The sequence below is a fragment of the Magnetospirillum sp. UT-4 genome, from assembly GCF_902729435.1.
Classification (GTDB): Bacteria; Pseudomonadota; Alphaproteobacteria; order Rhodospirillales; family Magnetospirillaceae; genus Magnetospirillum.
Window position 1 is genome coordinate 17,274 of sequence record NZ_LR746528.1, and the last position, 12,612, is coordinate 29,885.

At 63.9% G+C, this 12,612-nt stretch carries 16 protein-coding genes; 10 read left to right on the top strand and 6 right to left on the bottom strand.

The features are described 5' to 3' along the window. Window positions 1–158: 158 nt before the first annotated feature. Window positions 159–1,013, top strand: coding sequence for a tyrosine-type recombinase/integrase (locus MTBUT4_RS19070; protein ID WP_371738163.1), 855 nt, complete (start codon window positions 159–161; stop codon window positions 1,011–1,013). Between the two features lie 37 nt (window positions 1,014–1,050). Here the strand turns inward: MTBUT4_RS19070 and MTBUT4_RS19075 are convergent, their stop codons facing one another. Both MTBUT4_RS19075 and MTBUT4_RS19080 read right to left on the bottom strand, forming a co-directional pair. Next, window positions 1,051–1,488 (bottom strand): growth inhibitor PemK, encoded by a 438-nt coding sequence (locus MTBUT4_RS19075; RefSeq protein WP_173981302.1) that lies wholly within the window; start codon window positions 1,486–1,488, stop codon window positions 1,051–1,053. A 14-nt stretch (window positions 1,489–1,502) separates the two neighbouring features. Next, complete coding sequence (locus MTBUT4_RS19080) at window positions 1,503–1,730, bottom strand: type II toxin-antitoxin system Phd/YefM family antitoxin (RefSeq protein WP_173981303.1); 228 nt, start codon at window positions 1,728–1,730, stop codon at window positions 1,503–1,505. A 230-nt stretch (window positions 1,731–1,960) separates the two neighbouring features. Here MTBUT4_RS19080 and MTBUT4_RS19085 point away from each other — a divergent pair, with 230 nt between their 5' ends. The 3 genes from MTBUT4_RS19085 (at window position 1,961) to MTBUT4_RS19095 (ending at window position 5,169) form a co-directional block, all read left to right on the top strand. Next, a complete protein-coding gene (locus MTBUT4_RS19085) occupies window positions 1,961–2,389 on the top strand; it encodes a hypothetical protein (RefSeq protein WP_173981304.1) in 429 nt (142 codons plus the stop codon). A gap of 73 nt (window positions 2,390–2,462) precedes the next feature. After that, entirely contained in the window at window positions 2,463–4,085 is a 1,623-nt protein-coding gene (locus MTBUT4_RS19090; RefSeq protein WP_173981305.1) for a hypothetical protein, read from the top strand. Between the two features lie 478 nt (window positions 4,086–4,563). Next, window positions 4,564–5,169 (top strand): hypothetical protein, encoded by a 606-nt coding sequence (locus tag MTBUT4_RS19095; RefSeq protein ID WP_173981306.1) that lies wholly within the window; start codon window positions 4,564–4,566, stop codon window positions 5,167–5,169. A 525-nt stretch (window positions 5,170–5,694) separates the two neighbouring features. Here MTBUT4_RS19095 and MTBUT4_RS19100 read toward each other — a convergent pair. The 3 genes from MTBUT4_RS19100 to MTBUT4_RS19110 all read right to left on the bottom strand — a co-directional run bounded on the left by MTBUT4_RS19100 (window position 5,695) and on the right by MTBUT4_RS19110 (window position 8,394). Further along, entirely contained in the window at window positions 5,695–6,588 is an 894-nt protein-coding gene (locus MTBUT4_RS19100) for a LysR family transcriptional regulator (protein ID WP_173981307.1), read from the bottom strand. 67 nt (window positions 6,589–6,655) lie between these two features. Next, window positions 6,656–7,621, bottom strand: a complete 966-nt coding sequence (gene trxB / locus MTBUT4_RS19105) for a thioredoxin-disulfide reductase (protein ID WP_173981308.1) — start codon at window positions 7,619–7,621, stop codon at window positions 6,656–6,658. 152 nt (window positions 7,622–7,773) lie between these two features. Next, window positions 7,774–8,394, bottom strand: coding sequence for a peroxiredoxin (locus MTBUT4_RS19110; RefSeq protein ID WP_173981309.1), 621 nt, complete (start codon window positions 8,392–8,394; stop codon window positions 7,774–7,776). 197 nt (window positions 8,395–8,591) lie between these two features. On the opposite strand from MTBUT4_RS19110, the gene MTBUT4_RS19115 reads away from it, so the two are divergent. Together MTBUT4_RS19115 and MTBUT4_RS19120 are read left to right on the top strand one after the other, a co-directional pair. Further along, window positions 8,592–9,092, top strand: coding sequence for an Lrp/AsnC family transcriptional regulator (locus MTBUT4_RS19115; RefSeq protein ID WP_173981310.1), 501 nt, complete (start codon window positions 8,592–8,594; stop codon window positions 9,090–9,092). Next, on the top strand, window positions 9,089–9,343 hold the full coding sequence (locus tag MTBUT4_RS19120) for a hypothetical protein (protein ID WP_173981311.1): 255 nt from the start codon (window positions 9,089–9,091) through the stop codon (window positions 9,341–9,343). Before MTBUT4_RS19115 ends, MTBUT4_RS19120 begins: the two co-directional genes overlap by 4 nt. Before the next feature lie 391 nt (window positions 9,344–9,734). On the opposite strand, the gene MTBUT4_RS19125 is transcribed toward MTBUT4_RS19120, so the two are convergent. Next, on the bottom strand, window positions 9,735–10,838 hold the full coding sequence (locus MTBUT4_RS19125; RefSeq protein WP_173981312.1) for a YeeE/YedE family protein: 1,104 nt from the start codon (window positions 10,836–10,838) through the stop codon (window positions 9,735–9,737). Window positions 10,839–11,109: 271 nt separating this feature from the next. Here MTBUT4_RS19125 and MTBUT4_RS19130 point away from each other — a divergent pair, with 271 nt between their 5' ends. From MTBUT4_RS19130 to MTBUT4_RS19145, 4 genes are read left to right on the top strand one after another with little or no spacing between them, the layout of a single operon-like run. Next, window positions 11,110–11,598 (top strand): DsrE/DsrF/DrsH-like family protein, encoded by a 489-nt coding sequence (locus tag MTBUT4_RS19130; RefSeq protein ID WP_217424213.1) that lies wholly within the window; start codon window positions 11,110–11,112, stop codon window positions 11,596–11,598. Further along, window positions 11,574–11,912, top strand: a complete 339-nt coding sequence (locus MTBUT4_RS19135; RefSeq protein ID WP_173981313.1) for a ribbon-helix-helix domain-containing protein — start codon at window positions 11,574–11,576, stop codon at window positions 11,910–11,912. Before MTBUT4_RS19130 ends, MTBUT4_RS19135 begins: the two co-directional genes overlap by 25 nt. Window positions 11,913–11,954: 42 nt before the next feature. After that, window positions 11,955–12,179 (top strand): sulfurtransferase TusA family protein, encoded by a 225-nt coding sequence (locus tag MTBUT4_RS19140; RefSeq protein ID WP_173981314.1) that lies wholly within the window; start codon window positions 11,955–11,957, stop codon window positions 12,177–12,179. 3 nt (window positions 12,180–12,182) lie between these two features. Further along, on the top strand, window positions 12,183–12,569 hold the full coding sequence (locus MTBUT4_RS19145; protein ID WP_173981315.1) for a thioredoxin family protein: 387 nt from the start codon (window positions 12,183–12,185) through the stop codon (window positions 12,567–12,569). The last annotated feature ends 43 nt before the right edge of the window (window positions 12,570–12,612 follow it).

A 12,612-nucleotide genomic window follows, 5' to 3' on the forward strand; every position in this document is an offset into this window, starting at 1 on the left:
CGGCGCCTGCCATTGCGCCCTTGGAACGCCAACGCAGGCCACACCCTAATTGAGTACGGACCCTAACACGCCTACACCGCCTCCCTCGCCGAAGACCAACACGACATCCGCGGGCAGCGGACCCAAAGGCCGGACTTCTATGCCCCCTGACGGCTGGGCTGACCGAACGTATGTTCGAGCAGCATGTCCTGCCCAAACTGGGCAACAAGCCCGTGGTCGATCTGCGCCGTGCCGACATCATCGAATTGCTGGATGACCTTCAGCACAAGAAGGGGCTTGGCGCTCAGGTCAACCGCATCCATGCGGCGCTGAAGGCCGCGCTCAACTTCGCCGTTGAACGGGAGTACCTGGACGCCAACCCCGCCGCTGCCGTGAAGAAGCAGTTCAGGGGCGAGGTGCCGCGCGAGCGCGTCCTGAGTGACGACGAGTTGAGGGCCATCTGGCAGGCTGCCGATGCCCTGAAGGAACCCAGCAGGGGGCTGGTCAAGATGATGATTCTGACCGGTCAGCGCAGGGATGAGGTTCGCTGCCTCCCATGGGCGGAACTGGATTTGGACTCCAACCTATGGACCCTGGCCGCCAGTCGCAACAAGGGCAAGCGCGAGCATGTGGTCCCGCTGTCCGACGAGGCGAAAGCCGTTCTGGCTGCGCTGCCGAAATTGGGGGAGGAGTTTGTCTTCACCACCGGCGGCAAGCGCCCCTATGCGGGCCAGAAGCGGCTCAAGGACATCCTCGACCGGGAAAGCAAGGTCACCGACTGGACCTTCCACGATATCCGCCGCACCGTCGCCAGCGGCCTCGCGTCGTTGCGCATCTCCCATGACGTCATCGGCCGGGTGCTGAACCACGCCAAAACCGACGTGACCGCTCGGCACTATAATCGCCATGACTATCTTGAGGAGAAGTCGGCGGCTCTGACGGCCTGGGGCCGGCACGTCGCGGCCCTGGTCAGCGATACCGCAGAGGGCGGCACGGTCGTCGCGCTCAAGGTTCGGCAGAAGGGCTCCCAGTAGAAAAGTCGGCTTTTCTCATAGGGTGCTTCGGGCGGGGTCAATCGCGATCCGCCACCTTTGCCCGTCCCCGTTTCCGACAATCCAGGAACAAAGCCTTGGCTTGTTCGTAAAGCCCGCGCGGCAGCATGCCGTATTCCCAACGAGTGGGCCGGGCACCCGGAACCGGCCGCAGATCGTAGCCCGGCCAATTGAAGCGGTTGATCTCGTCGCAGACGATCCACGACCGTTCGCCATCAAGGCCAAGCTGGGCCTTGGCATCGGCGGCAATCTCGACCACCACCGACAGGTCGGCAGGCGGGGAGTGGGTGATCGGCAGTACGAAGGTAATGATCTGGCCGGTGGCGGCATCCTTGTGGGCCAGCACCACGGCGGCGGGGCGATCCTTGCGTGCCTCGATCAGGCCGCGCTCCTTTTCCTCGCGCCAGAGATAGGCATAGCGGATGACAGCACCGTTGCGGGGAGGGGGAATCGCCACGGGTGGCCAGGGAGTCAGGCGTTGTATTCGGCGGCTTCGATCAGCCGGGCGGTGTCGTCATCCACCTCATGGGCGGCCAGGGAATCCCGCTCCAGCCGCCGCAGCCGTTTGTACTCATCCACCGAAATCATGGTCACCACGTCGCGGCCATGGCGCTGAACCATGACCGGCTCACGCAGGGCCATGTCCACCATTTCACCGAACCGCTTCTGGGCGTCTGAGGCAGAGATGATGCGGGTCATGGCAAGTTCCTTTATATATCGCCCCTGACTTTACGCAAATTACGGAATTTCCGCAATGGTGCGAAAGGGCGGGACGGGAGGTGCAATAGGGTACTCAGTGCAAAAAGCCATTTTTAACATGGGGCTTGACGGTGCGCGCAGAATGTTCCATATATGTTCGCAGCATCGCCACAGTTGCGAGTGCGGTCTGGTTGCGACTTTCGCGCCATAACATCCCTCTGCGGTACGTCATGTCTGGTCGCAAGAAACTTCGCATCCTGATTTGGGCTGTCGTGGCGATCACGGCGCTATTGGCCTCGCCCATTCTTTTCCTTTTTGGCTCCGTCGCCTACGAGCGTTGGGCCGTTCAATCGCTTTACGAGCGCGTCCTTGCGTCCGGCCAGGTCGCGGCCACCGATCTCGAAACCGGATGGGATCGGATGTGCATCGCCACCGCCTATTGCGGCGGGCCTAGCGATTTGAGCGAGGATATCTGCGATAGGTTCCAAGGGGATGGATTGTGGGGGATCGTATTTTTCAAGGGAAATGAAATTGTCTCCATTCGGTCGCATACAGGTCACGTTCGCTTCAAGGAGACGAAGCTTTGCTTTCAAAAAGAAAGCAACCCAGTCTTCGTGTCGGCTGGCAATAAATTGCTGACGGTGGTCGAGCGACCATGAGGAATTTTGTTAGCTCATAGTGAGCACAAGCCGCCGCGAGGCGGCTTTTTTTGTCAGAAAAGCGAGGATTGTCATGGAAGAGTACCTGCCGCAATGGCTCAAGGATAAACTCGCCGTTAGCGCGGCCAAGTCGAAATCCGTTGAGTCGCAACTTCCTGGTCGAGAAGGCGGACCTGCCGACGCATACCGCCATCTAATCTGGGCGGCCGAACTGACTCGCCTCTATGGAGAGGACACCGCCCGCGCGATGCTCGACGCCAAGGAACGCTATGGCCGCGCGACCGATCAACCTGCCGATCAAGAGGCAATGGACCGCCACAACAACGAGGTCGGCATCAAGCTGGGCAAGGAGTCCAAAACCTTCGACGACGTCGTTAAGGGCGCCCAGCGGACCATCGACGGCAGCCGAGACGGTGACAATCCCAACGGCAACGGGGCGACCTGGCTTCCCCGTGACCAATGGAAGAAGAATCCTACCGACAGTCAGAATCAGGAACTGCCCGAGGGTCAGTGGAACTGGGGCGACAAGGTCGATTGGGACGGCAAGGCCATCAAAGAACCATACCAGTACCCCAATGGTGGCGAGGAGCACCGGCATCAGGGCTTCGATCCCAAAGGTGACGTGAAGTTTCCCGAAACCGATGGCGTTCTCGATTCGCTGGGCCAGTCCAGCGATGCCGGGAACGGCAACACGGGGCAGGACCCCACCTCCGCCAATCCACCGACCGAGCAGCAGCAGGCCACCAATCAGGAACCGCAAGCCGCTCCCGAACAAGAACAAAAGCAGTCCGAAGCCCCCGCCGATCCCCAGGTGGCGGCGATGGTGGAGATGGCGGGCAAGCCGGTGGACAATCCCGGCCGCGCGGCCCTGCTGAAACCGGTGGAAAATCTGACCCAGCCCGAGATGATGGACATGATCAACCACGCTCAGGGCGATTATCGCGGCTGGCGCTCGGGCGATCCGCTGAAATACCATACCTACGAGAAGGTGCAGGACTGGCACGCCGCCATGTACGGCGACGGCCCGCAACAATATGACGGCGGCAAGCCCATCGAACCGACACCCATCCGCCCGATCCCCGAGCAACCCAGCCCGCACACCACGCCGAACGGCGAGGATCTGTGGCAGGCCACCGCCCGCATCGGCTCCAAGGTGGCCGCCGTCGCCGGCAGTGACGGCTATGCGAACGCGGTGACGGGATTGCAGCGCGGCCTCAACATGCTGAACGCCTCCAACCCGTTGCCGAAACGCTCGCCCGCCTACGGCCCCTATACCGGCCTTGGCCCGGTGGACGAGGACGGCCAATACGGCCCGCAGACCGACTTCGCCCTGAAGCACGCCACCGCCCGCCTTGGCCCGGCCAAGGTGGAGGAGGGCCTGGCCCTGGGCCGCTTCAACACCTTCGCCCGCGATGCCCAGCGGAACGGCAACCCGGACGGGCTGGAGGACAAGACCCATTCCATCTTCGGCCCGCTGTTCCGGGGATCAGGCGACGACACATCGCCCAAGGTGGAAGGCGGGGTGTTGCAGGAAACCCTCAACGACTTCGGTTCACGCAACCGCGACGACTGGGAACCGCTGAAGGTGGACAACTGGATCGGCCCCAAGACGACGCAGGCGTTCGGCACCGTCCTGCAAGACGAGGACGCCGACAGCCTGACCCGCTCGTTCGGGCGCGGGCTGGGTCTGCTGTGACCCTGCCGCCGGGGATGCCGGGCCGGTCCCGCATCCCCGGTTATGGCCGACACAGTGGGAAATGCTGATAATGGGGAGGCGGCCCCCTTCGGACCCCAGGAGCACAGGAGATCACATAGCGATCATAGGAGCACATGATAACATACGATCACAGGCGGGAGCAGAAAGCGCGTTGATTTATACCAATTTTTTATCGTCGTTTAGCGCTACTGGCCATCCGGTAGACAACATATGTGTCACACCTGGCTACCGAATAAGCATGTTATGTACGTTTCTCGGACTGGTGAACGCGACAAAAATCCTGGCTCTGCACCAGATTTTTCCGTATCTTTGTGGTTATCGAAGACGGCGGCCCGGCCTGAGGCATCCAAACCGCAGGCACGGGACACGAGAAGAGCAAACCGACCAGGAGAGCACGCTTCTTCGTAGGCCCAGGGGTCCAAACCCTGGGCCACCACCTTGAAAAGGACTATACGCCGTGGCGGCCGCAACAAGGAAGCAGCTTTCGAAGATTCAACGTCAGAAGGCGGACCTTCGCAATTCTCTGTGGCCCGGCTTGGAAGAACGCCGGCTGTGGGATTACAGCAGTTCGGATGGCTGGCTGAATATTCCGCGCGCGATGCCCCTTTTGCTCCAGATCATGGATCGGATGTCAAACGGCAAGCCCGTGTCGGCTGTCTACCTTGATCTATGGTGCCGCACCTACAACGATAGTTTTATTGTGGCCAGCAACCCCAGGGAAATGGCGTTTTTCTCGGGTTTTACCGGCGAACGAGCCGAAAGAACGTGGGCAAGCCGTATTCGTATCCTGGCCGAACTTGGCTTTATCGACGTCAAGGATGGCCCCAACGGCGCGATAAGCTACATTCTCATCTGGAATCCATATTCTGTTGTGAAGGCTCTTCAGTCCGCAGGTCGCGTCGATACCAAGTCCTACAACGCTTTGATCCAGCGAATGATCGAGATCAGAGCCACGGATTTGCAGGAACCTGATAGCTCGGCGGAAAATGCAGAAGAGCCGCAGGAAGCCCCTCCAAAGAAGCCAAGCATTCGGCTGCGACAATTCCCCAAGCCGAATGGCTAAATAGCCGCCCTCACTCCCCCTTCCTCACCCCCACCTTCGCCGCCAGGGGCGCGGCCTGACCTGGGGCGAGAGCCTGACCGAGCCGTTGCTGACCCGCCGCCCTGCTGGCGGCCTGCGGGGAAGGCAATGCGGACCATAAGGCAGAGCCGAAGACGTGCCGATACCCGCCAACCCCTTGAAAAAGAAACCCCCCGGTTATGCACCGGGGGGTAAAGTCTAACAGGGAGGCTTCACGTCTAGGAGACGTCGGGTCCAAGGGACCCGGGAGCCCGGGCGTTGCACCCGGGGAAACGTCGGGTGATGCACAATCGTGGGCACCACCGCAACTCGTGGCGCCGCAGGGCAGCGCCGACGTCTTTCTGTTTAATGGACAATCGCCCGGGCAACCATGTGAGATTTGTCGGCAGGGGCATGCGCCAATCGCATGACGACTGAGAATTCGCAACAAGATCGCGGGCGGGAATACGGCCTAGACCTTAGGCGTTGCCCGCTGCTACCGCGATTCTCCTTCACCCGGCAGCGAATTCACACACTTTCCTGGATCTTCTGCAGCAGGAAGTCGCGGAACACGGTGATGCGCTTGGAATGGCGCAGTTCCTCGGGGTAGACGAAATAGGCGTCCAGCTTCGGCCCGGTCAGCTCCGGCAGGATGTGGACCAGGGAGCCGGCCTCGGCGCTCATGTAGTCGGGCAGCGCCGCCACCCCCAGGCCCGATTTCACCGCCCGGTAGATGCCGTAGATGTTGTTGACCTCGAGCACCGGGCGGCGCGGGCGGCCGGGGCCGGCGCCGGCTTCCAGCAGCCAGTTGACGTTGGACACCGGCGGCGAGATGCGGGCGTCGTCGCCGTAGACGACGATGTGGTGGCGGTCCAGATCCTCCGGGCTCGCCGGGGTGCCGTGCCGGGCCAGGTAGTCGGGCGCGGCGTAGACGTTGTAATGCATGGTCAGCAGGTGGCGCTGGATGAGGTCGGGCTGGCGCGGCGGCATCATGCGGATGGCCACGTCGGCCTCGCGCATGGCCAGGTCCAGTTCGCCGTCGAACAGCACCAGGGTGACCTGGATGTCGGGATAGAGGTCGAGGAAGTCCTTGATCCGCGGCGTCAGCCACAGCGAGCCGAAGGCCACGGTGGTGGTGATCTTCAGCGGACCCTGCGGGCGCTCGCGGCTTTCGGTCAGCAGCGCCTCGGTCATCGCCAGCTTGGAAAAGATGTCGCGCGCCGTGCGGTACAGCAGTTCGCCCTGCTCGGTCAGGATCAGGCCGCGGGCGTGGCGATGGAACAGCGGCAGGTTGAGGCTTTCCTCGAGCGCGCTGATCTGGCGGCTGACCGCGGATTGACTGAGGTTCAGCACCTCGCCGGCATGGGTGAAGCTTCCCGCCTCCGCCACCGCGTGGAAGACCCGAAGCTTGTCCCAGTCCATGTGCGTGAACGGCTCCCTTCCGCGGCGAAGGGGGTGGGGCACCCCCACCCCTATACATTAGAGTAAGTTACTGTGCCGCAACTTCCTCGTCATGTCCATGCATGGCGAGGAAACGTTCCGCCTCCAGCGCCGCCATGCAGCCCGTGCCGGCGGCGGTCACCGCCTGGCGGTAGGTCTTGTCCTGGACGTCGCCGGCGGCGAAGACACCGGGGAGGTTGGTGGCGGTGGAACCGGGCCGGGTGACGATGTAGCCCTCGTCGTCGATGGTGACCTGGCCCTTGAACAGCTCGGTATTGGGCGAGTGGCCGATGGCGATGAAGACGCCATCGACGGCAAGCTCGCTCACCGCGCCGGTCTTGGTGTTCTTCAGGCGCAGGCCGGTGACGCCGGGGGGATTGGCGGTGCCGACGATCTCGTCGACCATGCTGTCCCAGGCGACCGCCACCTTGGGGTTCCTGAACAGGCGGTCCTGGGCGATCTTCTCGGCGCGCAGCGAGTCGCGGCGGTGCACCAGGGTCACCTTCGAGGCGATGCCGGCCAGGTAGATGGCCTCCTCGACCGCCGAATTGCCGCCGCCGATCACCGCCACTTCCTTGTTGCGGAAGAAGAAGCCGTCGCAGGTGGCGCAGGCCGAGACGCCGAAGCCCTGGAACTTGCGCTCGGATTCGATGCCCAGCCAGCGGGCCGAGGCGCCGGTGCAGATGACCACGGTCTCGCCCACATAGGTGTCGCCGGAATCGCCGGTGGCGACGAAGGGACGCTTGGACAGATCGACCGCGGTGATGGTGTCGTGGAGGAAGCGGGCGCCCACATGCTCGGCCTGCGCCTGCATCTGCTCCATCAGCCAGGGCCCCTGGATGGCCTCGGCGAAGCCGGGATAGTTCTCGACCTCGGTGGTGATGGTGAGCTGGCCGCCCGGCTGCAGGCCGGCGACCAGGATCGGCTCCAGGTTGGCGCGGGCGGCGTAGATGGCGGCGGTGCAGCCGGCCGGGCCGGAGCCCAGGATCAGGACCTTGGTGTGATGGGTGGCCATGGACTTCCCCCGAATTCTGATTGCCTCAGGATAGGCGGCCGGCGGCGTCGGCGCAACCGGCCGACGCCCGGAATCGGGAACGAGGGCGGGAGCGCGTGCCCCTCACCCTCCCCCGACAGGCCGGGCCGCCACAGCGGCGGCCGAGAAGCCGGTTACAGTTCGCCGGCGTGGCTGGCCAGGTACTTGGCGACGCCGTCCGGGCTGGCCTTCATGCCGGCCTTGCCCTTCTGCCAGCCGGCCGGGCAGACCTCGCCGTGCTCCTCGTGGAACTGCAGGGCATCGACCAGGCGCACCATCTCGTCGACGTTGCGGCCCAGCGGCAGGTTGTTGACGTGGGCGATCTGCACCACGCCGGCCCGGTCGATCAGGAACGAGCCGCGCAGGGCGACGGCGTCGCCCATCAGCACGCCGTAGGAGCGGGCGATGGACTTGGTCAGGTCGGCCACCATGGGGAACTGGACGTTGCCCAGGCCGCCCTTGTCGACGGGGGTGTTCTTCCAGGCAAGGTGGGTGAACTGGGAGTCGACGGAGACCGCCACCACCTTGCAGTTCTTTTCGGCCAGGGCGCCCAGGCGGTGGTCGTGGGCCAGGATCTCGGACGGGCAGACGAAGGTGAAGTCCAGCGGATAGAAGAACACCAGGCCGTAGGACCCCTCGAGATAGGACTTCAGGTTGAAGCCGCCGTTGATCTCGTTGTTGGGCATCACCGCCGGGGCGGTGAAATCCGGGGCGGGGTTGCCAACCAGGCTCAGGGGGTTGATGGCATCGGTCATCGCTGGACGTCCTTGGCAGATGTTGATCGTGTGTGCGGTGCAATCTAGCCGCGTCCATCCGAAGGTGCAAGCTGGAGTGATTACAGCCTTAACCATGGCAGTTGGTCGACAAAGCCGCGCGGCAACGTCGCACTTGGCGGATGCCCGCCGGCGCGGTAATATAATTTCGTGAAACAGCTTTTCCTTGGAGTTCCCTGATGCAACGGGTCAAGCTCGACCGCATCGACCGCCGCATCCTGGCGGATCTGCAGGCCGACGGTCGCATGACCAACGTCGAGCTGGCGCGCCGTGCCGGCATCTCGGCCCCGCCCTGCCTGCGCCGGGTGCGGGCGCTGGAGGAGGCCGGCTACATCCGCGGCTACCATGCCGATGTCGAGCCGCACGCGCTGGGCTTCAACGTCACCGTGTTCGCCCATGTCGGCCTCAACAGCCAGGCCGAGGCGGATCTCAGGGCCTTCGAGGAGCTGGTGCTGGCCTGGCCCGAGGTGCGCGAGTGCCACATGCTGGCGGGCGAGACCGATTTCCTGCTCAAGGTGGTGGCGCACGACTGGGACGACTACCAGCGTTTCCTCACCACCCGCCTGACCGCCGCCCCCAACATCAGCCACGTCAAAAGCTCGCTGGCCATCCGCTCCTCGAAGGCGCAGCCGGGCGTGCCCATCGACGTCGAGGCCGGGCCGGAGGCCGACGGGGAATGAAAGCCAGAATCGGCAACTTCATCCGCCTGCTGGGATGGGCAATCACGATCCTGTATGCGCTACGCTACGGCTATGCCCTGATCGACATCATGGGCGACGCCTCGGTCCGCGCCTACGCGCCGCTGGTGGCCGCCGAGGGTGCCTTCTTCATTCTTGGCGGCCTGCTGCTGGTGTGGCTCGGCAACCGCCTGCGGCGAAACGCCGGCCCGCCCCCGACCGGCCGCCACGGACCGCCCCAAGCCGGGACGTGAAAAGCATGAAAAAGGCCCGGGCGGCAGCGTCCGGGCCTTTCCTGTCTTGGTTACGCGGAGTGCCCTAACCCGTCGTTCCCGGCAACTGCCGGGACCATCATCTCCCGTCGTTCCCGCGCAGGCGGGAACCCAGGAGTCGCGGACAGGGTGTCGGGGCACCCCTGGGTCCCCGCCTTCGCGGGGACGACGGTCATAGGGCACCCCCCGGCACCTGGCGCAGAACCCGCCGGGGGATTCACCACAGAGACACAGAGAAGTCACAGAGAAGGGTTTCTTTTCTCCGTGCCCTCTTCGTGCCCGTCGTGTCTTCGTGGTGACCCCTTTCTTCACCCCCCGGAACCTGCCGGAAAGCCGGCCGATTCCGTCGTTTCCCGCTTTCGCGGGGACGACGTCAGCCGCGGGCGAAGACCGCCTTGAGGGCGCCGCCGACCGAACCTTCCTCCATGTACTTCAGGCCCCAGACGCCGCCGAACAGGATCGACGCCAGCGCGATCAGCGAGGTCAGCGACAGGGTCGACATGCCGGTCAGGCCCTGGCCGATGGTGCAGCCCATGGCCAGCACGCCGCCGGTGCCCATCAACGCCGCGCCCAGCATGTGGCGCAGCATGTCGGGGGCGTCCGAGAACGCCTCGATGTGGAAGCTCTTGCTGGTGATCGAGGACAGGAACGAGCCGGCGATGACGCCGCCCACCGCGGCGATGCCGAAGTTGATGGTCGAGCCCGAGAAGGTCATCAGATATTGCAGGGTGTCGCCGATGGGGGCGACGAAGGTGAAGCTGGACAGCGGGGTGGGGTCGAACTCGTCATTGCCGAGCACCCCGGTCACCCACCAGCCGGCGGGAACCATCAGGCCGATGATCAGGCCGCCGATGATGTCGCGCGGGCTGGAGCGGAACTCGTGGTCCTTGAAGCAGAACACCAGCAGACCGAGGCCGACCGCCAGGGTGGCGCCCCACTGGGCGATGTCCTTGGGCAGGCCCATGGCGGCCAGCAGGGCGGGAATGCCCTGGTTGGCGGCGATGCCGGCCACCGGCACGTTGGCGACCGCCTCGAGCTGGACGCGGGCGAGGCCGATCAGGCCCTTCAGCGTCATGTAGGCGAACAGGCCGACGATCATGAAGGTCATCACCGACTTCAGGTTGCCGCCGCCGATGCGCACCAGGGTCTTGTTGCCGCAGCCGCCCGCCAGGGTCATGCCGAAGCCGAACATCAGGCCGCCCAGAACGGCGCCCGCCCAGGCGATGGCGCCCGCCAGGTAGATGCTCTTGCCGATGGTGATCAGGCCGGCGGCGTCCATGGCCTGGGTCGCCAGCACGCCGACCGCGACCGCCAGCATCCAGGCGCGGAAGCGGTTCCAGTCGCCCATGAAGACGATGTCGGACAGGGCGCCCATGGTGCAGAAATTGGTGCGCTGGGCGGTGGCGCCGAAGACGATGCCGACCAGGAAGGCGGCCAGGCCCACGACGGTGGAAATCGGAAGTTCGCTCACGTTCATCCTCCCTTGGACCGCTTATGAATCGCCCGCCGAAGCAAAGTGACTTGGCGGGCGGGGCGATCGCCTATATATTTCTTCGTTCTAAATTAGCACCCATCCGCCGGGTTCGACAAGCGCCTCGAAACGGGCGCCTCGAAACGGGGGAACGGAACGGCGCGAGCGGAATTTCGTCGGCCGTAGGCAAAGGCTACTACCCGGGGCCGCCGCCGGTCGCCCTAAGATGCCCGAAGCATATTAGATGTTGCTGATGCAAACTTAGGGAGGACACGCCGTGAGCGATAACCAGAAGTCCATGTCGATCATCGTCACCAAGGGCACCCTGGACTGGGGCTACCCGCCGTTGATCCTGGCCACCACCGCCGCCGCCATGGACCTGCAGGTCACGCTGTTCTTCACCTTCTACGGCCTGGCGCTGCTGAAGAAGAAGCTCGACCTCAAGGTCACCACCCTGGGCAACGCCGCCATGGAGATGCCGATGATGGGCATGCACATGGCTATGCCGAACCTGATCGGCGCCATGCCCGGCATGGATTCCATGGCCACCATGATGATGAAGGACATGATCAAGAAGAAGGGCGTCGCCTCGGTCGAGGAGCTGCGCGAGGCGGCCGTCGAATCGGGCGTGCGCATGCTGGCCTGCCAGATGACCATGGATCTGTTCGAGTACGAGGCCAAGGACCTGATCGACGGTGTCGAGTATGTCGGCGCCGCCAGCTACATCGAGACCGCGACCAAGTGCGATATCAATCTGTTCATCTAAGCCCGCCCGAGGCGACCTTCGCGGCCGAAAGTGCCGGCGACGGTCCGCTGGCGCGGCTGTTCGGGCTTTGCAATTCCGAGCAGGTTCGGGAATATACCCCCGAGAAGCGCTCGGTCCGTATCCATGGCCACAGCACCACCTTGCGTCTCGAGCGGGCGTTCTGGACGGTGCTGGACGAAATGGCCAGGGACGAGGGCGTCACCGCGAGTGCCCTCATCACCCGCATCCACGACCATTGCCTGGTCAACAACGACAAGAATCTGGCATCGTGTCTGCGGGTGGTTTGCCTTAAATATATCAATCTCGGCGCGTAGCGGTGCGCGCCGGGGAGGAAGAACCCTAGGGGAGTTTTGGAAATGAGCACGGTTCTCGACGTCAAGGGTCTCAACTGCCCGCTGCCGATCCTGCGCACCAAGAAGGCGATCAAGGACATCGCGGTGGATTCGATCCTGGAAGTCCTCGCCACCGATCCCGGCTCGGTGAAGGACATGGAAGCCTTCTGCAAGCAGACCGGCAACGAGCTGATGGAAAGCAAGGACGCCGGCGGCGTCTACACCTTCAAGATCAAGCGCAAGTCGTAATCCTTGCGCCGCCTGTCCGCCGTTCCGGCGCTGGCACTCACCCTGGCGGCATCGGCCGCCGGGGCGGGACCGGCACGGGGCGGTGAACTGGTGATGTTCGAAACCTCGGGCTGCCCGTGGTGCGTGAAATGGCACCGCGAGGTGGGTGAGATCTACCCGAAGACCGAGGAAGGGCAGTTGCTGCCCCTGCGCACCGCCCGCCTGGGCGCGCTGCCCCGCGATCTGAAGAAGGTCAAGAACCTCAAATACGCCCCCACCTTCGTGGTCCTGGAGTGCGGCCGGGAACTGGGCCGCATCGTCGGCTATCAGGGCGACGACCTGTTCTGGGGCGAAATGTCGGTGATCGTCGCCAGGATGAAATCCGAGGGGCGGCCAAAGGCCAAGTGCTAGAGCCGGATGCTATCAGGTTGAATCAGCCTCTAACAGGGTGCAG